Genomic DNA, 24,155 nt, shown 5'->3' with positions numbered 1-24,155 from the left:
TGGTCTGTTAAAGAGCGGTGCTGACTGGCTTGTTTCGTTTGCGTCGTCAGCTGAGGAGGCGAACTATACCCACCCCACCCACACCCGTCAACACTTACCCCGCAATAAACTGCAAGTATTTGCTTAAGGTGTTGATTTGCAACGGCACTGAAAAGCAAAAAAGTTGGCCGCAGGCGGCCCAAGCTCAGCAAAAGACAGCGAGGCTGCGCTCTGCTACCCTTTAGGCCTTGTTTATCGACTGTATGCGACGATCGCACCCAAGGTAATGACCACTCTCAAGTTTGATGTGCTGATTATTGGCAGCGGCCTGGCAGGCATGACGCTGGCGCTGCATTTGGCTGAAACCCGCAAGGTAGGCCTGATTACCAAACGCGACTTGCTGGAGGGTAGCTCCAGCTATGCGCAAGGTGGCATTGCCGCCGTGCTGGATACCGGTGATTCGGTAGAGCAGCACATCAGCGATACGCTGATTGCCGGCGCGGGCCTGTGTAATGAAGCCACGACGCGCTTTATCGTGGAAAACTCGAAAGAGGCCATCGACTGGCTGGTGGACCTGGGCGTGCCGTTTACGCGCGACGATAGCCACCAGACCGGCTTTCACCTGACACGCGAAGGCGGCCACAGCCACCGCCGCATCATTCATGCTGCCGATGCAACTGGCGCAGCCGTCACCAGCACGCTGGGGCAGAAGATCAAAGCCCACCCGCAGATTACGGTGCTGGAAGACTTTATCGCGGTAGACCTGATTACCAGCAGCAAGCTGGGGCTGGAGGGCAAACGCTGCTACGGCGTGTACGCGCTGGACAAGCTGGCGGACCAGGTGGTGACCATTGCGGCCAACCATACCATTCTGGCTTCCGGCGGCGCCGGCAAGGTATACCTGTATACCACCAACCCGGATACCGCCACCGGCGACGGCATCGCCATGGGCTGGCGTGCGGGCTGCCGCGTGGGGAATATGGAGTTCATCCAGTTCCACCCCACCTGCCTGTACCACCCGCACAGCAAGTCTTTCCTGATTTCCGAGGCGGTGCGTGGCGAAGGCGGCATTCTGCGCCTGCCGGATGGCACCCGCTTTATGCCGCACCACGATGAGCGCGCCGAGCTGGCACCGCGTGATGTGGTAGCACGCGCTATCGACTTCGAGATGAAGAAGCACGGCCTGGACTGCGTGTATCTGGATATCTCGTACAAGCCGGCCAGCTTCATCCAGGAGCACTTCCCCAATATTTACGCGCACTGCCTGGAACTGGGCATTGATATTACCCAGCAGCCTATCCCGGTGGTACCGGCCGCGCACTACACCTGCGGCGGCCTGGTGACCGACCTGAAGGGGCGCACCGATGTGGAAGGCCTGTATGCGGTAGGCGAAGTAGCCTGCACCGGCCTGCACGGCGCCAACCGCCTGGCCAGTAACTCGCTACTGGAATGCATGGTAATCGGCAAAGCGGCGGCAGCCGACATCAATGCGGCGGCGCCCGTGAAACAGCCCACCATTCCGGGCTGGGACGACAGCCGCGTGACCGACACCGACGAAGAAGTGGTGATCTCGCACAACTGGGACGAGCTGCGCCGCGCGATGTGGGATTACGTGGGTATTGTGCGCACCAACAAGCGCCTGGAGCGCGCGCTGAACCGCATCAAGCTGCTGAATGAGGAAATTGACGAGTATTACAGCAACTTCCACATTACTAATGATCTGGTAGAGCTGCGCAACCTGGTGCAAACCGCCGAGCTGATCGTGCGCTCGGCACTGGCGCGCAAAGAAAGCCGTGGCCTGCACTTTAGCCGCGACTACCCGGACACCCTACCGCAAAGCAGCGATACCATCCTGACACCACAGAAGTAAGCCACAGCCAAGGTTGGCCGCAGCCTGCGGCCAACCTGCCCTCCCCGCCTCAACCCTGCGCCACAAACACCGGCAAGGTGAACCAGAACACGCAGCCGCCGGCCAGCGGGGTGCTGACGCCAAACTCGCCACGGTGAAACTCCACAATCGAGCGGCAGATATTCAAGCCAATACCCATGCCGTCGGTCTTGGTGGAGTAGAACGGCGTAAACAGATTCTCTCTCACACCATCTTGCAAGCCAGGCCCGTTATCGCTGACCTCTACACGCCAGAACTGCTTGCCCGTGGTGCTGCGCAGGTGAATGGTTGGCCGCACGCTGCCCGCCTCGCGCATGGCCTCGATGGCATTTTTGATGAGGTTCAGCAGCACCTGCTCGATCAATACCGGGTCCATTTCCACCCGCAAGCCGCCGCGGGCAGGCTCCAGCTGCAAGCGCACACCGTACTTGTCGGCCATGGGCTGTGCCAGCGCCAATACGCGCCGTACTGCCAGGTCCGGGTCGCTCAGCTCCAGTTGCGGGGCGTGCTTTTTCACGAAGGCACGAATACTGTTAACGATTTGCCCGGCGCGGCGCGCCTGGTCGGCAATGGCCTGCACCGCCTCGCCCACGCCACGCGCCTGCGCCAGCTCGGCGGGCAGCTTGCGCGCCAGGCCCGAAGCATAAGTAGAAATGGCGGTAAGCGGCTGGTTCAGCTCGTGCGCCAGTGACGAGGCCATTTCGCCCATGGCAATCAGGCGCGAGGTGGTCTGGAAGCGCTCCTCCTGCGCCAGCTCACGCTCGGCACGGGCGCGGGCATCGGTAATGTCCAACAGCATACACAGCCAGGCCGACTCGCCCCCTACCCAATTGATACGCCGGTATTGCAGCTGAAACCAGCTACGGCCGCCATCGGGCGAGCACTCCAGGTTGGCCGCAGTGGCGTGGCTATCCCCCATCAGGCCAGGCATCAACGGGCAGTAGCTGCCATGCACCGTAAAGCTGGCCCAGCCGGCAGCAAAGGCCGGGTTGGCGTATAGCAGCTGCCGCGTGTCGCCATCGATCACGCACAGGCCACTCTCCAGACCATTAAGCACCGCCAGAAAGCGCCGGTGAGATTCATCCAGCGCCACACGCTTTTTCTTGAGCTCGGTAATGTCGTACATGGACGCCACCCAGCCATCGTGCCGCCCGCCCTCCAGCAACAGCGGCGTGGCGTACAGCCTTACCTCTACCTTCTCGCCATCGCGGTGGCGGAACGGTAGCTCAAAGCCGTGCTCGGGCAGCTGGCCGGCCAGCATGGCCTGCATGGCCTGCATCAGTAGCGGGTAGTCCTCCTCTGCCCAGAAGCTGTAGGGCAGCTGCTGGCCCACCAGCTCGTCGGCAGACAGGCCGGTGAGCTCGCTCATGGCGCGGTTCACCCGCAGGATCTGGCCATTGCCGGCAAAGGCGATCAGCCCGCTTTTCATACTATCTTCCACCGAGCGGCGCAGCGACATCTCATGCTGTAGTGCGCGTTCGGCATGCGCCCGCACACGCACCTGGCCACGGATACGCCACAGCAGGAACAGCAGCGCCAGCACCAGCAAACCGATAAGCAGGCTGAGCACCGGCAGCGAAAACCCCACTCCGGTACGGTAGGTAATGGCGCGCAGGCTGACACCATAGCCGGGCGGGTCAAAGCTGAGCTCATGCGACAGCGTGCCCACCGGCGAGGCCTGGTCAAATTTGCTGGCCAGCACCTTGCCACCCAGATCTACCAGGCTGATGTGGTATTTGGTCGCCAGCCACCACGGCACTTGATACTGCAGCAGACTGTCCATGCGGTACACCAGCCGCAGCCCGCCCAGATAGCGCCCGGCTTCGAAACTGGGCACCGCCAGATCAAAGCGGTACTTGCCATCCTGTCCCAGGTATGGGGGGCTGTACGACACCCGGCCCAAGCGCTCGGCACGCCACAGCGCGTCGTAAGCATTGCCGCCCAGCTGCAAACCGGCACGCTTTTGCGCATCCAGCAACACCTCGCCACGCGGGCCTACCCACTGCACCGCCTCGATTTCCTTGCTCTCACGCTGCAACAACGCTGCCGCCGCAAAAAAACGCCGGGATTCGGCACGCGTCAGGGGCGCATCCAGTTGCATGGACTCCACACTTTGCTGGTGCCCCTCCAGGTGCAAGCGCAGGCTTTGATCCAGCCATAGCAGCTCCTGGATCAGGCCATCGCGCTGCTCGTCTTGCCAATCCTTGTATACCACCCAGAACAAGCCGCCCAGGGCCAGCAGCAAGCCGATAAGGATAAAAGCAGCGCTCAGCCATAAGCGGCGCGGGCTTGGATGCGATGAGTGCTCGGTAAGGATCATGGGATTCAGTCTAAGTTGGCCGCAGGGCGCCAAAGTGCCGCTGGCCGCTGACGGTCGATATTAGGGAAATCCCTAATGCTGAATTCCCCAATGGCTAAAGTAGTGCTTTGATTCTAGTGTTGAGTTTGCGATGAGCCCTTCGATAAAAACTGGGGCCGGAGCAACACAGACAACACATAGGAGAGTACACAGATGAAACTGAAATACGCAGCCCTGATCGCCAGCCTGGCATTCGGCGTAGCCGGCGCAGCCAATGCCGCCGATTTCGTGATCAAGTTCAGCCACGTGGTGGCGCAGGACACCCCGAAAGGCAAAGCCGCCGAGTACTTCAAGAAACTGGCAGAAGAGCGCACCAAAGGCCGCGTTCAGGTACAAGTATTCCCGAACAGCCAGCTGTACAAGGACAAGGAAGAAATGGAAGCCTTGCAGCTGGGTGCCGTACAGATGCTGGCCCCGAGCTTGGCCAAATTCGGCCCGCTGGGTGCGAAAGAGTTCGAAGTGTTCGACCTGCCTTACATCTTTGACAACTATGCCGAACTACACAAAGTGACCCAGGGCCCGATCGGCATGCAGATGCTGGCCAAGCTGGAAAGCAAGGGCATCAAAGGCCTGTCTTTCTGGGACAACGGCTTCAAGATCCTGTCGGCCAACAAGCCACTCAAGACCCCTGCGGACGTGAAGGGCCTGAAAATGCGTATCCAGTCGTCCAAGGTACTGGAAGAGCAAATGCGCAGCATGGGTGCCCTGCCGCAAGTGATGGCCTTCTCGGAAACCTACCAGGCACTGCAAACCGGCGTGGTGGATGGCACCGAAAACCCGCCATCCAATATGTTTACCCAGAAAATGCACGAAGTACAAAAGCACGCCACGGTCACCAACCACGGCTACCTGGGCTACGCCGTGATCGTGAACAAGAAGTTCTGGGATGGCCTGCCGGCTGATGTGCGCACCACACTGGACGGCGCCATGAAAGACGCCACCGTGTACGCCAACAAGATCGCCAAGCAAGAAAACGACGAAGACCTGGCCAAGATCCGCGCCAGCGGCAAAACCCAGGTTTACGTGCCCACCGACGCAGAGCGTGCAGCATTCAAAAAGGCACTGGTACCTGTGCACACCAAGATGGACGACCGTATCGGCGAAGGCCTGGTACAGCTGATCTACAAACAGACCGGCTACACCCCTAACTAAGCCTCGCCTCACCAGCGCGCCCGCGTCCCTGCGGGCGCTTTTTTATACGGAGACCCCACCGTGATCAAGATACTAGACCGTCTTGAGGAATGGCTTGTTGCCTTCCTTATGGCTGCGGCCACACTGATTACCTTCGCCTCGGTCGTGCACCGCTATGGCAGCGGCTTTGAAAGCCTGCAACCCATCCTGCTGGAAATCAATATGGGTTGGGCGCAAGAGCTCACCATCTATATGTTTGTGTGGATGGCCAAGATCGGCGCTGCCTATGGCGTACGCACCGGCATCCACGTAGGCGTGGACGTGCTGATTAACAAATTCGATACCCCGCTGCGCAACAAATTCGTGCTGTTCGGCCTGTTTGCCGGCGCGCTGTTCACCGCCATCATCGGCAGCCTGGGCGCTTACTTCGTGTGGGAAAACGGCATGGCCTACGCCACACTGACTACCTTTGGCATGGACACCGGCAACTTCTACGAAGGCCCCACTACGCCAGACCTGGAATGGCCCACCTGGATGGTTTACTCCGCCATTCCGGTAGCGTCGTTCCTGATGTGCTTCCGCTTTTTGCAAGTAGCCTGGATCTTTGCCAAGACCGGCGAACTGCCACACCACGACCACGGCCACGTTGACGGTATCGAAGACGACACCGTAGCCATTGGCGAAGCATTCGTTATCGCTGAAGAACAAGAACACGCCGACGGCGGCAAAGCACGCAAGGGAGACCAGCAATGAGCGCGCTGATCATTTTTGGCATCCTGGCGGTGCTGATGCTTACCGGCATGCCCATTTCCATCTCGCTGGGTCTGACGGTACTGACTTTCCTGTTCACCATGACCGAGGTACCGATCGAGGCGGTGGCACTAAAGCTGTTCACCGGCATCGAAAAGTTCGAAATCATGGCGATTCCGTTCTTTATCCTGGCGGGTAACTTCCTGACCCACGGCGGCGTGGCCAAGCGCATGATCAACTTTGCCACCTCGATGGTGGGCCACTGGCACGGCGGCCTGGCACTGGCTGGCGTGGTAGCGTGTGCGCTGTTTGCGGCGGTATCGGGTTCCAGCCCGGCCACCGTGGTAGCCATCGGCTCCATCTTGCTGCCAGCAATGCTGAAGCAGGGCTACCCGAAAGAATTCGGCGTAGGGGTGATTGGTACCGCAGGCGGCCTGGGCATCCTGATTCCGCCGTCCATCGTGATGGTGATTTACGCAGTATCCACCAACGCCTCGATCGGCAAGCTGTTCATGGCTGGCGTGGTCCCAGGCCTGTTGCTGGCGCTAGTCCTGCTGGGCGTGACCTGGTTTGTGGCCCGTAAGAAAAACTACCCACGCATGGCCAAGGCTGGCTGGGGCGAGCGCATCAGCGCCTTCCGCGAAAGCTTCTGGGGCTTGTTCCTGATCGTGGTGGTCATCGGCGGCATTTACTCCGGCATCTTTACTGCTACCGAAGCCGCTGCCATGTCTGCCGTGTACGCCTTCTGCGTGGCACTGTTCGTGTACAAGGACATCGGCTGGAAACAGGTACCCAAGGTATTGCTCGATTCGGCCAACATGTCGGCCATGCTGCTGTACATCATCACCAACGCCGTACTGTTCTCGTTCTTGCTGACCAGCGAAAGCATCCCGCAAGACCTGGCAGCGTGGATCAACGACCAAGGGCTGTCGCCATGGATGTTCCTGTTGGTGGTTAACCTGCTGCTGCTGCTGGCGGGTAACTTCATGGAGCCGTCGTCGGTACTGTTGATTACCGCCCCTATCCTGTTCCCGGTTGCCGTGGCATTGGGCATCGACCCGATCCACTTTGGCATCATCATGGTGGTGAACATGGAGATCGGCATGATCACGCCGCCGGTGGGCCTGAACCTGTACGTGGCGTCCGGCATTGCCAAGATGGGCCTGACCGACGTTACCAAGGCCTGCGCACCGTGGATTCTGGTGATGATTGCCTACCTGATGCTGATTACCTACGTACCAGCCATCTCGCTGTGGCTGCCCAACGCACTGGGCATGTAATGCACGCAGCCTGAACAAACGCGACGGAACCCTTCCGTCGCGTTTTTTGTCAGACACGCGTACCCATAAGCAAGGGTTGGCCCTATAATGGCCGGCCTCTCCACACCCTCTGAAATAACAATCAGGAGCCAACAGAATGGACGAGCAACTGCGCTTAGCCGCACTCGATTTCCACCAGTTCCCGCAGCCGGGCAAGATCCAGGTCGCCCCAACCAAGCCGCTGGCCACCCAGCGCGACCTGGCACTTGCCTACTCCCCGGGCGTAGCCGCACCTTGCGACGCTATCGTGGAAGACCCGCTGAATGCCTATAAATACACCGCACGTGGCAACCTGGTTGCCGTAGTCACCAACGGTACCGCCGTACTGGGCCTGGGCAATATCGGCCCGCTGGCCGGCAAGCCGGTGATGGAAGGCAAGGGCGTACTGTTCAAGAAGTTTGCCGGTGTTGATGTGTTCGACATCGAGCTGGACGAAAACGACCCAGACAAGCTGGTAGACATCATCTGCGCGATGGAGCCGACCTTCGGCGGCATCAACCTGGAAGACATCAAAGCCCCGGAATGCTTCTACATCGAGAAGAAGTGCCGTGAGCGCATGAATATTCCGGTATTCCACGACGACCAGCACGGTACCGCCATCGTGGCCGCCGCAGCAGTACTGAACTCGCTGCGCCTGGTGAACAAGGATATCGGCAGCGTACGCGTAGTCACCTCCGGTGCCGGCGCAGCCGCCATTGCCTGCCTGGAACTGATGGTAGCCCTGGGCGTGAAGCGTGAGAACATCACCGTTTGCGATTCCAAAGGCGTGATCTACCAGGACCGCGACGACAAGATGGACGAATCGAAGAAACGCTTCGCCATCCCGGACAACGGCCAACGCAAACTGGCCGACGCCATGGTAGGCGCCGACATCTTCATGGGTCTGTCCGGCCCGAAACTGGTCACGCAAGACATGGTGAAATCCATGGCTGCGTACCCGGTGATTCTGGCCATGGCCAACCCGGAACCGGAAATCCTGCCGCCGCTGGTAAAAGAAGTGCGCCCGGATGCCATCATCGGTACCGGCCGTTCGGACTTCCCGAACCAGGTCAACAACGTACTGTGCTTCCCGTTCATCTTCCGTGGTGCACTGGACGTCGGCGCCACCACCATCAACGAAGAAATGAAGCTGGCCTGCGTGCGCGCCATTGCCGACCTGGCCATGGCCGAGCAGAACGACGTGGTGGCATCGGCCTACGGCGACCAGGAGCTGTCCTTTGGCCCAGAATACGTGATTCCGAAGCCATTCGACCCGCGCCTGATAGTGAAAATCGCCCCGGCCGTGGCCAAAGCCGCCATGGACTCCGGTGTGGCTACCCGCCCGATCAAGGACTTTGACGCTTACGCGGACCAGCTGGCCCAGTTTGTGTACAAGACCAACCTGTTCATGAAACCGGTATTCGCCCAAGCTAAAAAAGAAGCCAAACGCGTGGTACTGGCCGAAGGTGAAGACGAGCGCGTACTGCACGCCACCCAGGAAATCGTATCGCAAGGCCTGGCCAAGCCGATCCTGATCGGCCGCCCGTCCGTGATTGCCAAGCGTATCGAAAAGCTGGGCCTGAAGCTGGAAGCCGGCGTGGATTTCGACCTGGTCAACAACGAATCCGACCCGCGCTTCAACGACTACTGGCAGGAGTACTACAGCCTGATGAAGCGCAAAGGCGTGTCGCAGGAGCAGGCTCGCCGCCGTGTTATCGGCAACACCACGCTGATTGGCGCCCTGATGGTACGCCGCGGCGAAGCCGATGCGCTGATCTGCGGTACCTATGGCACCTACCGCCAGCATCTGGATATCGTGCGTGACGTGATCGGCTACGCCCGTGAAGACAAAGTGACCGGCGCCATGAACGCGCTGATCCTGCCTACCGGCAACATCTTCATCACCGACACCTACGTCAACGAATCGCCGAATGCACCACAGCTGGCCGCCATTACCGAAATGGCTGCCCGTGCGGTAAGCCGCTTTGGTATCGCCCCGAAAGTGGCCCTGCTGTCGAACTCCAGCTTCGGCACGTGGAACACCGAAGGCGCCGGCAAAATGCGTGACGCGCTGGCGCTGATCCAGGCCGCCCACCCGACGCTGGAAATCGATGGCGAAATGCAAGGCGACGCCGCACTGGTAGAAAGCATCCGCCAGCAAGCCATGCCGCAAAGCAACCTGAAAGGCGCGGCCAACCTGCTGGTAATGCCAAACGTGGAAGCCGCCAACATCAGCTACAACCTGCTGCGCGTATCGGCATCCGACGGCGTGACCATCGGCCCGATCCTGATGGGCATGGCCAAGCCGGTGCACATCCTGACGCAAATCTCGTCGGTACGCCGCATCGTAAACATGGTCGCCATGGCGGCCGTGGATGCACAAAGCGGCAACTGATCATCACGGCGCAAGCCAGCATGACAACGGGCACCTTCGGGTGCCCGTTTTTTATTGCCAGGTGCATGCCCGCCACGGCAATCTGCACTAAGATACAGCCACAACAACCCGAACCAGGAGCCAGCATGAGTGCCGAATTCAACCCAGCCGACCCGTTTGCCCTGTTCCGCCAGATGATGCAGTCGGCCACGCCGCCAGGTGCCCAGCCCTTTCTGCCACCCATGAGCGTGGAAGAAGTCGACCGCAAGATCGCCGAGCTCAAAGTGGTAGAAACCTGGCTCACCATGAACCTGGGCATGTTATCCATGCAAATCAAGACCCTGGAAATGCAGAAGGCCGCCATCGCCGCGCTGCGCCCGAAAGAATAAGCCGCCCCGCCCTGCCATGGTTGGCCGCACCCGCTGCGGCCAACCATGTTTCATTTGGACAGCACGCGCAGCACCGGTAAAATGCCCGCCATGAACGCACCCCGCTTTGTCCATCTTCGCCTCCATTCGGAGTTTTCCATCACCGACGGCATTGTCCGCCTGGACGACGCCATCAAGCGCGCCGTCAAGGACGGTATGCCGGCGCTGGGCATGTCCGACCTGATGAACATCTTCGGCATGGTCAAGTTTTACAAGGCCTGCCGGGGCAAGGGCATCAAGCCCATCGTGTCCTGCGACATCTGGCTGGAAAACGGCGACGACCGCGACAAGCCGTTCCGGCTGATGCTGACGGCGAAGAACCGCGAAGGCTACCGCCGCCTGTGCGAGCTGCTGACCCGCGCGTTTACGCATAACCAGTACCGTGGCCGCGCCGAAATCAAGCGTGCCTGTCTGGAAGAAGGCGACAACAGCAACCTGCTGTGCCTGTCCGGTGCCCACCTGGGCGACGTGGGCGTAGCGTTTGCCAACGGCAACGCCGACGAGGCACGCAGCCGCGCCGAGTACTGGGCACAGCTGTTCCCCGGCGCGTTTTATCTGGAGCTGCAGCGCACCGATAACGCCCAGGTAGAAAACATCCTGCAGTCCACGCTGTGGCTGGCCGGCGAAACCGGCCTGCCGGTGGTAGCCACCCACCCGATCCAGTTCATGGACCCGGACGACTTCAAGGCGCACGAAGCACGGGTGTGCATTGCCGAAGGCTATACGCTGGGCGACAAACGCCGCCCGCGCAGCTTTAGCGAATGCCAGTACTTCCTCAGCACCGAGCAGATGCTGGAACGCTTTGCCGACATCCCCGAGGCGCTGGAAAACACGGTGCAGATTGCCCGCCGCTGCAATATCAATGTGGTGCTGGGCAAAAACTACCTGCCGGACTTCCCCACCCCGGACGGCATGACGCTGAACGACTTTCTGGTGTACGAAGCCCAGCGCGGGCTGGACATGCGCCTGGCACAGCTGTACCCGGATGCGGCCGAGCGCGAAGCGCGCCGCCCGGAATACGACGCGCGGCTGAAGTTCGAGTGCGACACCATTATCCAGATGGGCTTCCCCGGCTACTTCCTGATCGTGGCCGACTTTATCCAGTGGGGTAAGGCCAACGGCTGCCCGGTAGGCCCGGGCCGGGGTTCCGGTGCTGGCTCGCTGGTGGCGTACAGCCTGAGCATTACCGACCTTGACCCGCTGAAATACGCCCTGCTGTTCGAGCGCTTCCTCAACCCGGAGCGGGTATCCATGCCCGACTTCGACGTGGATTTCTGCCAGGAAAACCGCTGGCGCGTCATCGAATACACGCGCCGCAAATACGGCGAAGAAGCCGTGAGCCAGATCGCCACCTTTGGCACCATGTCGTCCAAATCGGTGATCCGTGACGTTGGCCGCGTGCTCGACCTGCCCTTCGGCCTGTGCGACAAGCTGTCCAAGCTGATTCCGCTGGAAGCCAACAAGCCGCTGAGCCTGGAAAAAGCCATGGCTGCCGAAGCACAAATCGGCGAAACCATCGAAAGTGAAGGCGCCGGCGAGCTGATCGAGCTGGCCATGAAACTGGAAGACCTGACACGCGGCATCGGCATGCACGCCGGTGGCGTGCTGATTGCCCCCGGCAAGCTCACCGACTTCTGCCCGCTGTACATCGCCAGCGGCGACGGTGCCGCGCCGGTATCGATGTACGACAAGGACGACGTAGAACAAATCGGCCTGGTGAAGTTCGACTTTCTGGGCCTGCGCAACCTCACCATCATCGAGCTGGCGCAAAAGTACATCAAGGACCTGAGCGGCGAAGACGTAGACGTGGCCAAGCTGCCGCTGGACGACGCGCTGGCCTACAAGGTGTTTGCCAACGCCAACACCACCGGCGTGTTCCAGTTTGAATCCACCGGCATGAAGAAGATGCTGGTAGAGGCCAAGCCTAGCAAGTTCGAAGAGATTATCGCCTTCGTCGCGCTGTACCGCCCCGGCCCGATGGACCTGATCCCCGACTTTATCCAGCGTATGCACGGTGCCAAGTTCGAGTACCTGCACCCGCTGCTGGAGCCGGTACTGGCCCCCACCTACGGCATCATGGTGTATCAGGAACAGGTGATGCAGGCGGCGCAGGTGTGCGGCGGCTACAGCCTGGGCGGCGCCGACTTGCTGCGCCGCGCCATGGGCAAAAAGAAGGTAGAGGAGATGGTGGCGCAGCGCGCCATGTTTGTGGAGGGCGCGGCCAAGCAAAATATCGATAAAGCCAAGGCCGACGAAATCTTCGACTACATGGAAAAGTTCGCCGGCTACGGTTTCAACAAATCGCACGCCGCCGCCTACGCGCTGGTGGCCTACCACACCGCCTGGCTGAAAGCGCACCACGCGGCCGCCTACATGGCCGCCACCATGTCCACCGAACTGGACAACACCGACCAGCTGAAGGTGTTCTACGACGACGCCACCGACAATAAAAACGGCCTGCGCTTCCTGCCGCCGGACGTGAACCACAGCTTCTACCGCTTTGTGCCGGTAGACCGCAAACACATCCGCTACGCCCTGGGCGCCATCAAGGGCACCGGCGAGTCGGCGGTGGAGCACATTGTGCAGGTGCGCGAGGCAGGCGGCCCGTTTACCAGCCTGTTCGACTTCTGCCACCGCACCGACAAGAAAATCGTCAACAAGCGCGTGATCGAAGCGCTGATTCGCGCGGGCGCCTTCGACAGCATCGAGCCCAGCCGCGCCCTGCTGTTCAGCAACGTGGCCCTGGCCATGACCGCTGCCGAGCAGCAAGCGGCCAACGCCAACCAGGGCGGCCTGTTCGACATGTTCGACGACGACAGCGCCCCCAGCGTGGACATGGTGGCGTGCAAACCGTGGCCGGCGGCCATCCAGCTGGCTGAAGAAAAGCTCGCTATCGGTTTTTATCTGTCCGGCCACCCGTTCTCGGCCTACGAAAAAGAAGTACGCGGCTTTATCCGCACGCCGCTGGCCAAGCTGGCACCACGGCGCGAGCCGCAGCTGCTGGCCGGTTTTGTCACCGGTATCCGCACCAAGGTAGGCAACCGCGGCAAGATGGCTTTTATCCAGCTGGACGACGGCACGGCCAAGGTTGAAGTGAGCCTGTTTGCCGAGGCGGTAGACGCCAACCGCAACAAGCTGAAAGACGATGTGGTGCTGGTGGTGGAAGGCAAAGTCAGCGAAGACCGCTTCAGCGGCGGCATGCGCATCATTGCAGAAACCCTGTACGAGCTGGGCGAGGCGCGCAGCCGCTACGCGCGCAGCCTGTCGGTGCAGATGCACCCGCGCCACGACGTGGCCACGCTGCGCAATATCATCACCCCCTACCGTAGCGAAGACAGCGGCTGCCCCCTGCGCATTACCTACCATACCGGCAAAGCCAAAGGCGACCTGATGCTGCCGCCACAGTGGGGCGTGCGCCTGGACGACGCGCTGCTGATGACACTGGAAGACTGGCTGGGCGACAATAGCGTGAAAATCCTGTGGTAACACAGCGGCCCTGCGGGGCCGCTTTTCCTTGACCCGACACCCCTCACCATGAACCTGCTGTCACCTTATCTGGCCACCCCGGTCCTGCTGGTCCTGTCGAATGTCTTCATGACTTTTGCCTGGTACGCCCACCTGAAAGACGCCAGCCACAAGGCATGGTACGTGGCGGCACTGGCCAGCTGGGGCATAGCCTTGTTCGAGTACCTGCTACAGGTACCGGCCAACCGCATCGGCTACGGCACGTTTACCCTGTCACAGCTGAAAATCATCCAGGAAGTCATCAGCCTGTCGGTGTTCATCCCCTTTGCCATTTTCTACATGAACCAGCCGTTCAAGTGGGACTACGTCTGGGCGGGCGCCTGCCTGGTGGGCGCGGTGTATTTCATGTTTCGCGGCTAGGGCCTGTTGCGGCCAACCTTGCGCTGGCGCACAGCATGCTGCAGTAACACGATTAAACCTTGAAACGGCCAGGGTTTATTGCTTAGTCTGGTAGCAATAAAACTCGAACAAGACGGCCTGCCATGCTCAATACCCTGCCGGGGCTGCGCCCCACCCTGCTCGACACCCTGCGCCACTACAACCGCCAGCTGTTCCGCCAAGACCTAATGGCCGGCTTGACGGTAGGCATCGTGGCCCTGCCGCTGGCCATGGCCTTTGCCATCGCCAGCGGCGTACCGCCGCAAGCTGGCATTTTTACCGCGGTGATTGCCGGCTTTATTGCGTCGGCGCTGGGCGGGACGCGGCTGTGCGTTACCGGGCCCACCGGGGCGTTTATCGTAATCATCTACGGCATCGTGCTGAAGTACGGCGTGGCCAACCTGATTATCTGCACCTTCATGGCCGGGGTGATGCTGGTGATCATGGGCTTGCTGCGCCTGGGGCAGGTGATCAAGTTTTTCCCCATGCCGCTGATTACCGGCTTTACCAACGGCATTGCCGTGCTGATTTTCCTGACCCAGCTGAAAGACTTTTTCGGCCTGCCCATCGACAAGATGCCGGCCGGCTTTTTTGCGGTGATGGACCTATTGCGCATTACCCTGCCGCAGTTCGACCCATTAACGCTGGCGGTGTCCATGGCGTCGCTGCTGCTGATTCTGTTCTGGCCGAAAAAACTGGGCAAAACGCTGCCCGGCCCCTTTGTGGCACTGATCCTGGCCACGCTTACCGTTAGCCTGTTCGGGCTGCCACTGGCGACGATCGGCAGCAAATTTGGTGGCATTCCGCAGGGCTTGCCTGCGTTTCACGGCCTGAGCTTTGACCCGGAGCACCTGTCCGACCTGCTGGCGCCGGCCTTTACCATTGCCCTGCTGGGCGCGATCGAGTCGCTACTGTGCGCGGTAGTGGCCGACAGCCTGACCGGCGACAAGCACGACGCCAACCAGGAGCTGATCGCCCAGGGCGTGGCCAATATGGTGGTACCGTTCTTTGGCGGCATCCCGGCTACCGGTGCCATTGCACGCACCGCTACCAATATCAGCAACGGCGGGCAAACACCGGTATCGGGCATCGTGCATGCGGTCTTGCTGCTGCTGGTGATTCTGGTCGCGGCACCGTTGGCCGCGTACATTCCGCTGGCAGCGCTGGCGGCCATCCTGATTTCGGTCGCCATCAAGATGGGCGACTGGGATATCCGCAAGGCGGCGCAGTTTCCGCGCCAGGACACGGCAGTGCTGGCGATCACCTTTGCCCTCACCGTGATCTTCGACCTGACCATTGCAGTAGAAATCGGCCTGCTGATTGCCGCGGTGTTTTTTATCAAGCGTATGGCAGGCAGCACCAGCGTGCAGCAGCTCAAACCGGAACATGCCGTGCTGTACGAGCGCCACTCTATTGCCGGCAAACACATTCCGGCGGGCTGCGTGGCGTACCGGGTAGAAGGTGCGCTGTTTTTTGGCGCGGCGGATACGGTAGACCACATCGCGCAGGAAGCGCCCGAGGCACGGGTGATTATCTTGCAGCTGCACCGCCTGGTACTGCTGGACACCAGCGGCCTGCTGGCGCTGTCGGCACTGAACCAGCGCCTGGCGCAGCAAAACCGCACGCTGATCATTTGCGGGGCGGGTACCGAGGTCACCGCCATGATACGCAGCGCCCACCTGGCTGCAGAAATGGGGCCACGCAATATCCAGCCCGACCTCACCACCGCCCTGCAGCGGGCAGAAGACGTGCTGACCAGCGGCGTGGTGTGGGGCTGAGCCGGCGACGTTGGGCAATGCATCAGACAAAAAGGTTGGCCGCTACCCTGTGCGGCCAACCTTTTTCAGGCAACAGACAGGCAGTTAGAAACTGCTGATGTCTTTCTCGCCGGGCCCGAACACTTCGGCGGCGGCACCGACAATGCGCTCGTCCGGCTTCAGGATCGCGGTGTTTTTGTCGGGGTACGGCAGCGTCCACAAGAAGTGGCGCAGGCAGCTTAGCCGCGCGCGCTTTTTATCGTCGGACTTGATCACCGTCCACGGTGCGTCGGCGGTGTCGGTGTGGAAGAACATGGCCTTCTTGGCTTCGGTGTAGTCGTCCCATTTGTCCAGCGACTGGATATCGATAGGCGACAGCTTCCAGTGCTTCAGCGGGTCGTCGCGGCGCGAGATAAAGCGGCGCAGCTGCTCTTCGCGGCTTACCGAGAACCAGAACTTGAACAGGCGGATGCCGCTGTTTACCAGCATGCGCTCAAGCTGCGGGGTCTGGCGCATGAATTCCAGGTATTCCTGCGGCGTGCAAAAGCCCATCACGCGCTCTACACCGGCACGGTTGTACCAGCTGCGGTCAAACAGCACCATTTCACCGGCGGTGGGCAGCAGCGGGATATAGCGCTGGAAGTACCACTGGCCGCGTTCCTGCTCGGTGGGCTTTTCCAGCGCCACCACGCGGGCGCCGCGCGGGTTCAGGTGCTCCATGAAGCGCTTGATGGTGCCGCCCTTGCCGGCGGCGTCGCGGCCTTCAAAGATCACCACGATCTTCTGGCCGGTTTCTTTTACCCAGTTTTGCACTTTCAGCAGCTCTACCTGCAGCTCGGCTTTCTGGCGCTCGTAATCGGCGCGCTTGATGCGGTTTTTGTACGGGTAATCTGCCGGCAGTGGCGCGCTATTGCTGTCTTCGGCGGTGCCATGCGGCGCATGCGCTACCTGCATGGCCACGGGGGCATGGCTGACTGCCTCGATTTCACGGGCGGCGGCCTCGCGCTGTGCCTGCGCCGAAGGCTTGCGCCGGCGCGAGCGGGCACCGGTAGCCGGGGGGCTTGCGGCAGCGTCCACAAGCAGCGTTTCTACGGCGTTTTCTGTGGTGACGGGCTGAGCCGCCAGTGCCTTGTCGTTATCGTTCATGGGCTTCTCCCGGTGGGTGGGTAACGATTCCATGCTACGCCGATGTCCTGCGGCGGCCGCCAATTTCGATAAATCGATTTGATATGGCGCAAATCACCTGCCCCATTTACCCACTATCCGCGATACCGGGGTTATCGGTTACAATCGTGCGATTATCTATTGCTACAAGAAAAGTCGATGTCCGCAGAAAACAATGCCCCGGTGATCAGCAACTTCATCCGCTCGATCATCGACGATGACCTTGCCACCGGCAAACGCACTGCCGTGGTGACCCGCTTCCCGCCCGAGCCGAACGGCTACGCCCACGTAGGCCACGCCAAGGCGATCTGCATCAACTTTGGCCTGGCCGAAGACTACAACGGCCAGTGCAACCTGCGCATGGACGATACCAACCCGGAAAAAGAATCCGACGAGTTCGTACAGGCCTTCCGTGAAGACATCAGCTGGCTGGGCTTTGCGTGGAACGGCGAGATCCGTTTTGCCTCCGACTATTTCGGCCAGCTGTACGACTACGCCGTCGAGCTGATCCGTGCCGGTAAAGCTTTTGTCTGCGACCTCTCCCCGGACGAAATGCGCGAATACCGCGGCGGCCTGACTGCGCCGGGCAAGAACAGCCCGTACCGTGAACGCAGCGTGGAAGAAAACCTGGACCTGTTCACGCGCATGAAAAACGGCGAGTTTGCCGATGGCAGCAAAACCCTGCGCCTGAAGATCGATATGGCTTCGCCCAATATCAACCTGCGCGACCCGGCCATCTACCGTATCCGCCGCGTGCATCACCACCGTACCGGCGATGCCTGGTGCATCTACCCGATGTACGACTACACGCACTGCATTTCCGACGCGATCGAAGGCATCACCCACAGCCTGTGCTCGCTGGAGTTCGAAGACCACCGCCCGCTGTACGACTGGGTGCTGGACAACATCAGCATCGGCCACCACCCGCAGCAGATCGAATTCTCGCGCCTGGAGCTGCTGTACGCGCTGACTTCCAAACGCAAGCTGCAGCACCTGGTGAACCAGGGCGTGGTCACCGGCTGGGACGACCCGCGCATGCCGACCATTGCCGGTATGCGCCGCCGTGGCTACAGCCCGGCCGGCGTGCGCCTGTTTGCGCAGCGCATTGGTGTGTCGAAGAGCGAGAACATTATCGACATGTCGATTCTGGAAGGCGCGGTGCGTGAATCGCTGGAAAACGAATCGCCACGCGTGATTGCGGTGCTGGACCCGATCAAGGTGACGCTCACCAACTACCAGGACGGTGTCACCGGCAGCCGCAGCGCGCCGTTCCACCCGCACCACCCGGAAATGGGCGAGCGCGACATCCCGCTGGCACGCGAAATCTATATCGAGCGCGAAGACTTTGCCGAGGTACCGCCGCCAAAATGGCAGCGCCTGACACCGGGCGGCGAAGTGCGCCTGCGCTATAGCTACGTGATCAAGTGCGACGAAGTGATCAAGGACGACAGTGGCAAGGTCATCGAGCTGAAGTGCTCCATCGACCACGACACCCTGGGCCAGAACCCGGTAGGCCGCAAGGTGAAAGGCGTGATCCACTGGATTGCGGTGGGCCATGCCATCGAAGCCGAAGTACGCTTGTACGACCGCCTGTTTACCGAAGCCCGCCCGGATGCGGTACGCGGTGAAGACGGCGAATACGTGGACTTCATGAACTTCCTGAACCCGTCCTCGCTTACCACCATTACCGGCTATGTAGAGCCGGTGGTACTGCAGGCTGCGCCGGAAACCCGCTACCAGTTCGAGCGTATCGGTTATTTCGTGACCGATCGCCGCGAACACCAGGCAGGCAGCAAACCGGTGTTCAACCGCACCGTTGGCCTGAAAGACAACTGGAGCAAATAAATCCAGCCATCACGGCAAGCCCTGCAACCGGGGCTTGCCGTTTTTTTTTGCCTTGCGCGATACTGCAACATTGCCGTCAATAAAATGAAACAAGGGGCCCATCCATGAAACTACGCCATCCGGTACTCTGTTTGTCTGTGCTGGCCGCACTATCGGCCACCTCTGGTGCTGCACTGGCCAAGCCGGTAAAAGACCAGGTTTACAAGATCACCATCCTGCATACCAACGACCACCACGGCCGCTTCTGGCGCAATGGCGACGGCGAATACGGTATGGCCGCACGCAAGAACGTGATCGAGCAGATCCGTGCCGACGTGCGCAAGAACGGCGGCTACAGCCTGCTGCTGGACGGCGGTGACGTGAATACCGGCGTGCCTGAATCGGACATGCAGGACGCCGAGCCCGATTTCAAAGGCATGAACCTGCTGGGCTACGACGCCATGGCGGTGGGCAACCACGAGTTCGACAAATCCCCCGAGGTGCTGGCCAAACAGCGCCAGTGGATCAACTTCCCCATGCTGTCGGCCAACATCTACAAAGACGGCAAGCGCATGTTCGAGCCGTACCGCATCTTCAAGCTGGGCGATGTACGCGTAGCGGTAATGGGCCTGACCACCGACGACACCAAAAAGCTCACCAACCCGGAAAACACCAAGGGTATCGCGTTCCGCAAACCGGCACGCGAAGCCGCCAAGCTGGTACCGCAGCTGCGCAAGCAGGCTGACGTGGTGATTGCCACCACCCATATGGGCCACTACGACAACGGCGACCACGGCGTGAATGCGCCGGGCGACGTGGAAATGGCCCGCGCGGTGAAAGGCCTGAACCTGATCGTAGGCGGCCACAGCCAGAACCCGGTGTGCATGAAAGCCGAAAACGTGCGTGATACCGCCTACGTGCCGGGTGCCGACTGCGCGCCAGACCGCCAGAACGGCGCCTGGATCGTACAGGCACACGAATGGGGCAAATACGTTGGCCGCGCCGACTTCGAGCTGAAGAACGGCGAGTTCAAACTGGTGAAATACCAGCTGATCCCGGTGAACCTGAAGAAAACCGTGAAAGACAGCGCCGGCAAAGAGCAGAAGGTGTATTACACCCAACAGATAGCCGAGCACAGCGAGGTGCTGGCATTCCTGCGCCCGTACCAGAACAAGGGCCAGGAAGCGCTGTCGGTAGAGATTGGCGCCACCGAAGCCAAGCTGGACGGCGACCGCAACCAGGTGCGCAGCCAGCCTGCCAGCATGGGCATCCTGATTGCCAGCGCCATGAAAGAAAAAGCCCAGGCCGACTTTGCCATCATGAACTCGGGCGGCGTGCGTGACTCCATTGCCGCCGGCAAAATCACCTACAAGGACGTGCTGAAGGTACAGCCGTTCGGCAACACCCTGGTGTACGTGGACATGAGCGGCAAGGAAGCACTGGACCTGCTGCGCACCGCCGCCAAGATGAGCCCCGGCTCTGGCGCCTTCCCGCAGTTTGCCGGCGTGAAGCTGGTGATCGAGGGTGGCGAGCTGAAACAGGCGCAGATCGGTGGCAAGGATATCGACGCGGCCAAAACCTACCGCGTCGCCATGAACAACTTCACCGCTGCCGGTGGCGATGGCTACCCGAAACTGTCCAGCCACAAGGGCTACGTCAACACCGGCTACGCCGATGCGGACGTGCTGAAAGCCTTTATCAGCGCCCGCAATGGCGTGATCAAGGCCGGTGCGTTTGACGCGGCCGGCGAGATCGTGCGCAAGTAAGCCACTTGACGCCAGGGTTGGCCGCATGCGGCCAACCATGTGTCTTGCCACGATAAAGCCCCCTGCTTGCCAGCCAAGCCGGGGGCTTTTAGCTAGCAGGTGCCTACCGTGCCACGCCGCCAAACAGCAAGGCCGCTGCTATGCAGCAGCCTTGTGCCTTGACGATACCGGCGCGCCTTACGCCAGCTGCTGGCGCAGGAAGGCCACGGTACGGCCCCAGGCCAGCTCGGCGGCGGCTTTGTCGTAACGGGCGGTGTTGGTGTCGTTGTTGAACGCGTGATTCACGCCTGGGTACAGCTGCAGCGTGTAGCGGCTACCAGCGGCCTTCAGCGCGTCTTCGAATGCCGGGATGCCGGCGTTGATGCGCTCGTCCAGTGCGGCATAGTGCAGCAGCAGCGGCGCCTTGATACGTGGCACGTCGGCGGCTGCTGGCTGCGCACCGTAGTACACCACCCCCGCCCCCAGCGCCGGCGCATGCACGGCCAGCTGCCCCACCTGGCCGCCGCCCCAGCAGAAGCCCACCGCCCCCACCTTGCCCTTACCCTGCACTTGCAGGTAGGCCAGTGCCGCCAGCGACACATCGCGCGATACGGCGGCATCCAGCTTGCCGAACATCTCGCGCGCCTTGTCTTCGTCTGCCGGCGTGCCGCCCTGCGTGGACAGATAATCTGGTGCCAGCACCACAAAGCCTTCCAGCGCCAGGCGGCGTGCTACATCGCGGATATGCGGGTTCAGGCCACGGTTTTCGTGAATCACGATCACCGCCGGCAGCTGGCGCGCATCGGCACCGGCAGGCTGCACGCGATAGCCGCTGAGGCTGGCGTCGCCCAACCGGCCAAACACTGTATCAGCCGCCTGCAAACGGCTATCACCCGCCGCCACCTGCTGTGCCTGCGCGTAGTTGTTTTCCAGCAAAGGCAGGATGGCATACGCGGCAGCCGTGCCACCGGCCAGGCGGGTGAGCCGCTGGAAAAAATCGCGGCGGGATAGCGGTGCGTGGGTGTATTCATCGTACAGCCGGATAATGTCCTGGTTCACAGCGGGCACGGTAGGTTTCTGGCGCATGGCGGGCTTCCTGGCAGGGTTGAACGGGTGTACTGCAAGCTAGCACAGACCGTGCGGGCAGAGAAAAAATCCCCGCCAGTACCACGGGCCCCGCACGGGGTGTCGGGGTGGTCTAGGCCGCGTAGCGGGTGAGCGGGCCTGCTGCGCGGCTTAGTCGCAGTGCTGCAGGCTGACCCGGGTACCAGGCTGCACACCCAGCATGGCAAAGCTGCCACGCGGCAGCTCTAGCGCCGCTACACCGGCACGGCTGCTGGCGTGGACATCCAGCGTATCCGGCTGCATGTCGGCGATCTGGAACAGCACCCCGGCCGCATCGATAAAGCCTATCGACAGCGGCTGCCAGGTGTCACTCATCCAGAAGCGCAGCGGTTGCGGCTGCGCAAAGGCAAACCACATGCCGCTACGCACATCGTGGCGGCGCGACAAGCCACGCATCTGCTGCTCGCTGGTTTCGGCCAGCGGCACAGCGGCCAGGCTGGCACCATTGTCAAACACCACCTGGCAATGGCGCATGGCCGGCGGGGCGTTACCTTCCACCCCTTGCGCGCCGGCCAGCAGGGGTAAGACGCCTAACAGGCAGAGGAGGTTTTTCATGGCAGGGTTCCGGGTTTCACGGTGCCGGGCGGGCGCCGCTGGCCTCCAGCAAGAACGGCAGCAGAATGCGCAAGCTATCGCGGGCGCGCTGCTCCAGCCTACCCGGTAGCAGCTGTGGCAAGCGCGCCAGGTTATCGATATCGGGGCGGTGCCAGCTACTGCCGCCGGTTACGCCGGGCAAGGCGGTTTGCATATAGCCATCGCCCTTGCCCAGCGACCAATTAGTGGCTTCTACCGCCAGCACGGGAATGCCTGCTTTATCGAAACTTTCCTGGTCGGAACAACAGCCGGTACCCGCAGGGTAATCAGGGTGTAGCCCGGGGTTGCTGCGGGCGTCTATGCCCAGCGCTGCGGCCAACGCCAGAGCACGGTCCCGCGCGGCGCCGGCGGCAGGGTTGGCCGCCACGGTACGCTTGCCGGCATTGAAATACAGCGCGTCACCGGTCAGCAGGCTGTCCAGGTTGACCATGAGCAGGGTGCGGCTGCGCTCGGCCGGTGGCAGGCTGTCCAGATAGGCCTGCGAGCCTTTCATGCCCAGCTCCTTGGCGCCAAATGCCACAAACTTGAGTGTGTGCTGCACCGGGGCATTGGCCAGCTCGCGCGCCAGCGCCAGCATGACGCCTACGCCCGAGGCATTATCGTCCAGCCCTTGCAGCTGCTCGCCGCCAAACACGCCTTCGTGTACTTCGTGCAGGGTGGTGGCGGTGTCAAAGTGGGCGCCAATCACGATGACCTGGCCGCTGACACCCGGTTTGGTGGCGATGACATTACGCGACTGCAGCAGGCGGCGCTGGCGCACATTGTTGGCAAACACGTAGTTGTATTCGGTATCAAACGCCTGGGTGTGCGTTTGATAACCCATGCTGGATAGCTGGATATGCAGGTACTCGGCGGCGGCAAACTCGCGCTCGGCACCTGCCAGCCGGCCGGGAAACTGGCTGGCGATATAGCGCATTTCCCGCGCAGCCCACTCTGCTGCGGGCAAACCATCTGCCGCCACGCCCGGCGGTATGCATGACAGCAAGCCCAGTAAAAGCAGCATCTTGTGCAATGTCATATTTATCCAGATTAAACGTCATACCCGGATGATAGCCCTAGTTCACTGCCAGACCAACACCGCAACCGCAGAATAAAAAAGCCGCCTGCACGGTACAGGCGGCTACGGCTTGGCCTTTGGGGGCTAGCTGCGGATAAAGCACTCGAATACGCTGCTGTAGTCCTTGCGGTGCGCAGCATGGCTAGCCTGCAGCAGGGTGTCCTGATAAAACCCGTATAGCGCGCTGGCCTGCTGCGCCAGGTCTGCCTGCCCGCCGGCCTGCCGTGTCAGCGAGCTCACCACCCGGTCCAGGCTCTGCGTCACCAGGCCCAGCTTGTGGTGCTCGTCGGCCATGTGCTGGCTAATCTCGATCAGCGCCTTATAGATGTCTTTTAGCGGTTCAATGTGCTCTTTGTGCACATCAATGGAAAACACCTGCCCGCCCAGCGCAAATTTCAGCTCGATATCCAGATCAATCGTGCCGGCGGTTTCCAGCTGCACATTGCTGATGTCGTGCTGGTAGTAGTCGTAGCGCTTGAGCAAGCGCTTCTTGCTGATGGCACTGTCGCCGTCTAGGTGCAGCAGCGCCAGGTTGGTAAAGCAGTATTCGTCGGTTTTGCTCTTGATCAGGAAGAAAATCTTCTCCCCTTTCTCGTGCATGATGTAGTCGTCGCTTTCTACCTTGTGGTAGTCCTGCGGGGCGATAACGCGGCCGATATCGCTCAGGCCCAGTGCATCCGATGCCAGTTTGCCGAACATGGAAATCTCCTAAGGTTGGCCGCAACAACGGCGGCAGGCCGGCACGCCACCGCGCACCAGCCCGCCCATTATGCCCGATG

At 61.1% G+C, this 24,155-nt stretch carries 17 protein-coding genes; 11 read left to right on the top strand and 6 right to left on the bottom strand.

Annotated elements, in window-relative coordinates; all coding sequences use genetic code 11:
- The first annotated feature begins 265 nt into the window (after positions 1–265).
- A complete protein-coding gene (nadB, locus tag FLQ44_RS12350; protein WP_147694614.1) occupies positions 266–1,849 on the top strand; it encodes an L-aspartate oxidase in 1,584 nt (527 codons plus the stop codon).
- Positions 1,850–1,898: 49 nt separating this feature from the next.
- Here the strand turns inward: nadB and FLQ44_RS12345 are convergent, their stop codons facing one another.
- Entirely contained in the window at positions 1,899–4,187 is a 2,289-nt protein-coding gene (locus tag FLQ44_RS12345) for a PAS domain-containing sensor histidine kinase (protein ID WP_147694613.1), read from the bottom strand.
- Between the two features lie 192 nt (positions 4,188–4,379).
- On the opposite strand from FLQ44_RS12345, the gene FLQ44_RS12340 reads away from it, so the two are divergent.
- The 8 genes from FLQ44_RS12340 (at position 4,380) to FLQ44_RS12305 (ending at position 15,888) form a co-directional block, all read left to right on the top strand.
- The gene (locus FLQ44_RS12340; RefSeq protein WP_147694612.1) at positions 4,380–5,378 is read left to right on the top strand and encodes a TRAP transporter substrate-binding protein; all 999 of its coding nucleotides are present in this window, start codon (positions 4,380–4,382) and stop codon (positions 5,376–5,378) included.
- Positions 5,379–5,438: 60 nt separating this feature from the next.
- Positions 5,439–6,110, top strand: coding sequence for a TRAP transporter small permease (locus tag FLQ44_RS12335; RefSeq protein ID WP_147694611.1), 672 nt, complete (start codon positions 5,439–5,441; stop codon positions 6,108–6,110).
- Positions 6,107–7,387 (top strand): TRAP transporter large permease, encoded by a 1,281-nt coding sequence (locus tag FLQ44_RS12330; protein ID WP_147694610.1) that lies wholly within the window; start codon positions 6,107–6,109, stop codon positions 7,385–7,387. Before FLQ44_RS12335 ends, FLQ44_RS12330 begins: the two co-directional genes overlap by 4 nt.
- A 136-nt stretch (positions 7,388–7,523) precedes the next feature.
- The gene (locus FLQ44_RS12325; protein ID WP_147694609.1) at positions 7,524–9,800 is read left to right on the top strand and encodes an NADP-dependent malic enzyme; all 2,277 of its coding nucleotides are present in this window, start codon (positions 7,524–7,526) and stop codon (positions 9,798–9,800) included.
- 125 nt (positions 9,801–9,925) lie between these two features.
- On the top strand, positions 9,926–10,168 hold the full coding sequence (locus tag FLQ44_RS12320; RefSeq protein ID WP_147694608.1) for a PhaM family polyhydroxyalkanoate granule multifunctional regulatory protein: 243 nt from the start codon (positions 9,926–9,928) through the stop codon (positions 10,166–10,168).
- A 90-nt stretch (positions 10,169–10,258) separates the two neighbouring features.
- Positions 10,259–13,693 carry a DNA polymerase III subunit alpha gene (gene dnaE, locus FLQ44_RS12315; RefSeq protein ID WP_147694607.1) on the top strand — a complete coding sequence of 1,145 codons (3,435 nt, stop codon included), beginning with the start codon at positions 10,259–10,261 and terminating at the stop codon, positions 13,691–13,693.
- 48 nt (positions 13,694–13,741) lie between these two features.
- Entirely contained in the window at positions 13,742–14,092 is a 351-nt protein-coding gene (locus tag FLQ44_RS12310) for a DMT family protein (RefSeq protein ID WP_017508910.1), read from the top strand.
- A gap of 122 nt (positions 14,093–14,214) precedes the next feature.
- Positions 14,215–15,888, top strand: coding sequence for a SulP family inorganic anion transporter (locus tag FLQ44_RS12305; protein WP_147694606.1), 1,674 nt, complete (start codon positions 14,215–14,217; stop codon positions 15,886–15,888).
- Between the two features lie 84 nt (positions 15,889–15,972).
- Here the strand turns inward: FLQ44_RS12305 and ppk2 are convergent, their stop codons facing one another.
- Entirely contained in the window at positions 15,973–16,821 is an 849-nt protein-coding gene (gene ppk2 / locus FLQ44_RS12300; RefSeq protein WP_206208857.1) for a polyphosphate kinase 2, read from the bottom strand.
- A 369-nt stretch (positions 16,822–17,190) separates the two neighbouring features.
- Between ppk2 and FLQ44_RS12295 the strand changes: the two genes are divergently transcribed.
- Positions 17,191–18,876 (top strand): glutamine--tRNA ligase/YqeY domain fusion protein, encoded by a 1,686-nt coding sequence (locus FLQ44_RS12295; RefSeq protein WP_147694604.1) that lies wholly within the window; start codon positions 17,191–17,193, stop codon positions 18,874–18,876.
- 104 nt (positions 18,877–18,980) lie between these two features.
- Positions 18,981–20,621, top strand: a complete 1,641-nt coding sequence (ushA, locus tag FLQ44_RS12290; protein ID WP_147694603.1) for a bifunctional UDP-sugar hydrolase/5'-nucleotidase UshA — start codon at positions 18,981–18,983, stop codon at positions 20,619–20,621.
- A 177-nt stretch (positions 20,622–20,798) separates the two neighbouring features.
- Here the strand turns inward: ushA and FLQ44_RS12285 are convergent, their stop codons facing one another.
- The 4 genes from FLQ44_RS12285 to FLQ44_RS12270 form a co-directional block, all read right to left on the bottom strand.
- The gene (locus FLQ44_RS12285) at positions 20,799–21,686 is read right to left on the bottom strand and encodes a dienelactone hydrolase family protein (protein WP_147694602.1); all 888 of its coding nucleotides are present in this window, start codon (positions 21,684–21,686) and stop codon (positions 20,799–20,801) included.
- A gap of 150 nt (positions 21,687–21,836) precedes the next feature.
- Complete coding sequence (locus FLQ44_RS12280) at positions 21,837–22,280, bottom strand: DUF192 domain-containing protein (RefSeq protein ID WP_147694601.1); 444 nt, start codon at positions 22,278–22,280, stop codon at positions 21,837–21,839.
- A gap of 16 nt (positions 22,281–22,296) precedes the next feature.
- Positions 22,297–23,337 (bottom strand): aminopeptidase, encoded by a 1,041-nt coding sequence (locus tag FLQ44_RS12275; RefSeq protein WP_147694600.1) that lies wholly within the window; start codon positions 23,335–23,337, stop codon positions 22,297–22,299.
- A 123-nt stretch (positions 23,338–23,460) separates the two neighbouring features.
- Positions 23,461–24,075 (bottom strand): PH domain-containing protein, encoded by a 615-nt coding sequence (locus FLQ44_RS12270; protein WP_147694599.1) that lies wholly within the window; start codon positions 24,073–24,075, stop codon positions 23,461–23,463.
- Positions 24,076–24,155: the final 80 nt, after the last annotated feature.

This window comes from Vogesella mureinivorans (genome assembly GCF_007644035.1).
GTDB classification, from domain to species: domain Bacteria; phylum Pseudomonadota; class Gammaproteobacteria; order Burkholderiales; family Chromobacteriaceae; genus Vogesella; species Vogesella mureinivorans.
The sequence above is the reverse complement of the archived record's forward strand: the minus strand, read 5'-3'. Positions and strand labels throughout refer to the sequence as shown.

What these genes read in the sequence shown, in the direction of transcription:
- nadB (WP_147694614.1), top strand. Translation starts at nt 266, where the DNA reads ATGACCACTCTCAAGTTTGATGTGCTGATTATTGGCAGCGGCCTGGCA.
- FLQ44_RS12345 (WP_147694613.1), bottom strand. Translation starts at nt 4,187, where the DNA reads ATGATCCTTACCGAGCACTCATCGCATCCAAGCCCGCGCCGCTTATGG.
- FLQ44_RS12340 (WP_147694612.1), top strand. Translation starts at nt 4,380, where the DNA reads ATGAAACTGAAATACGCAGCCCTGATCGCCAGCCTGGCATTCGGCGTA.
- FLQ44_RS12330 (WP_147694610.1), top strand. Translation starts at nt 6,107, where the DNA reads ATGAGCGCGCTGATCATTTTTGGCATCCTGGCGGTGCTGATGCTTACC.
- FLQ44_RS12325 (WP_147694609.1), top strand. Translation starts at nt 7,524, where the DNA reads ATGGACGAGCAACTGCGCTTAGCCGCACTCGATTTCCACCAGTTCCCG.
- FLQ44_RS12320 (WP_147694608.1), top strand. Translation starts at nt 9,926, where the DNA reads ATGAGTGCCGAATTCAACCCAGCCGACCCGTTTGCCCTGTTCCGCCAG.
- dnaE (WP_147694607.1), top strand. Translation starts at nt 10,259, where the DNA reads ATGAACGCACCCCGCTTTGTCCATCTTCGCCTCCATTCGGAGTTTTCC.
- FLQ44_RS12310 (WP_017508910.1), top strand. Translation starts at nt 13,742, where the DNA reads ATGAACCTGCTGTCACCTTATCTGGCCACCCCGGTCCTGCTGGTCCTG.
- FLQ44_RS12305 (WP_147694606.1), top strand. Translation starts at nt 14,215, where the DNA reads ATGCTCAATACCCTGCCGGGGCTGCGCCCCACCCTGCTCGACACCCTG.
- ppk2 (WP_206208857.1), bottom strand. Translation starts at nt 16,821, where the DNA reads ATGCAGGTAGCGCATGCGCCGCATGGCACCGCCGAAGACAGCAATAGC.
- FLQ44_RS12295 (WP_147694604.1), top strand. Translation starts at nt 17,191, where the DNA reads ATGTCCGCAGAAAACAATGCCCCGGTGATCAGCAACTTCATCCGCTCG.
- ushA (WP_147694603.1), top strand. Translation starts at nt 18,981, where the DNA reads ATGAAACTACGCCATCCGGTACTCTGTTTGTCTGTGCTGGCCGCACTA.
- FLQ44_RS12285 (WP_147694602.1), bottom strand. Translation starts at nt 21,686, where the DNA reads ATGCGCCAGAAACCTACCGTGCCCGCTGTGAACCAGGACATTATCCGG.
- FLQ44_RS12280 (WP_147694601.1), bottom strand. Translation starts at nt 22,280, where the DNA reads ATGAAAAACCTCCTCTGCCTGTTAGGCGTCTTACCCCTGCTGGCCGGC.
- FLQ44_RS12275 (WP_147694600.1), bottom strand. Translation starts at nt 23,337, where the DNA reads ATGACATTGCACAAGATGCTGCTTTTACTGGGCTTGCTGTCATGCATA.
- FLQ44_RS12270 (WP_147694599.1), bottom strand. Translation starts at nt 24,075, where the DNA reads ATGTTCGGCAAACTGGCATCGGATGCACTGGGCCTGAGCGATATCGGC.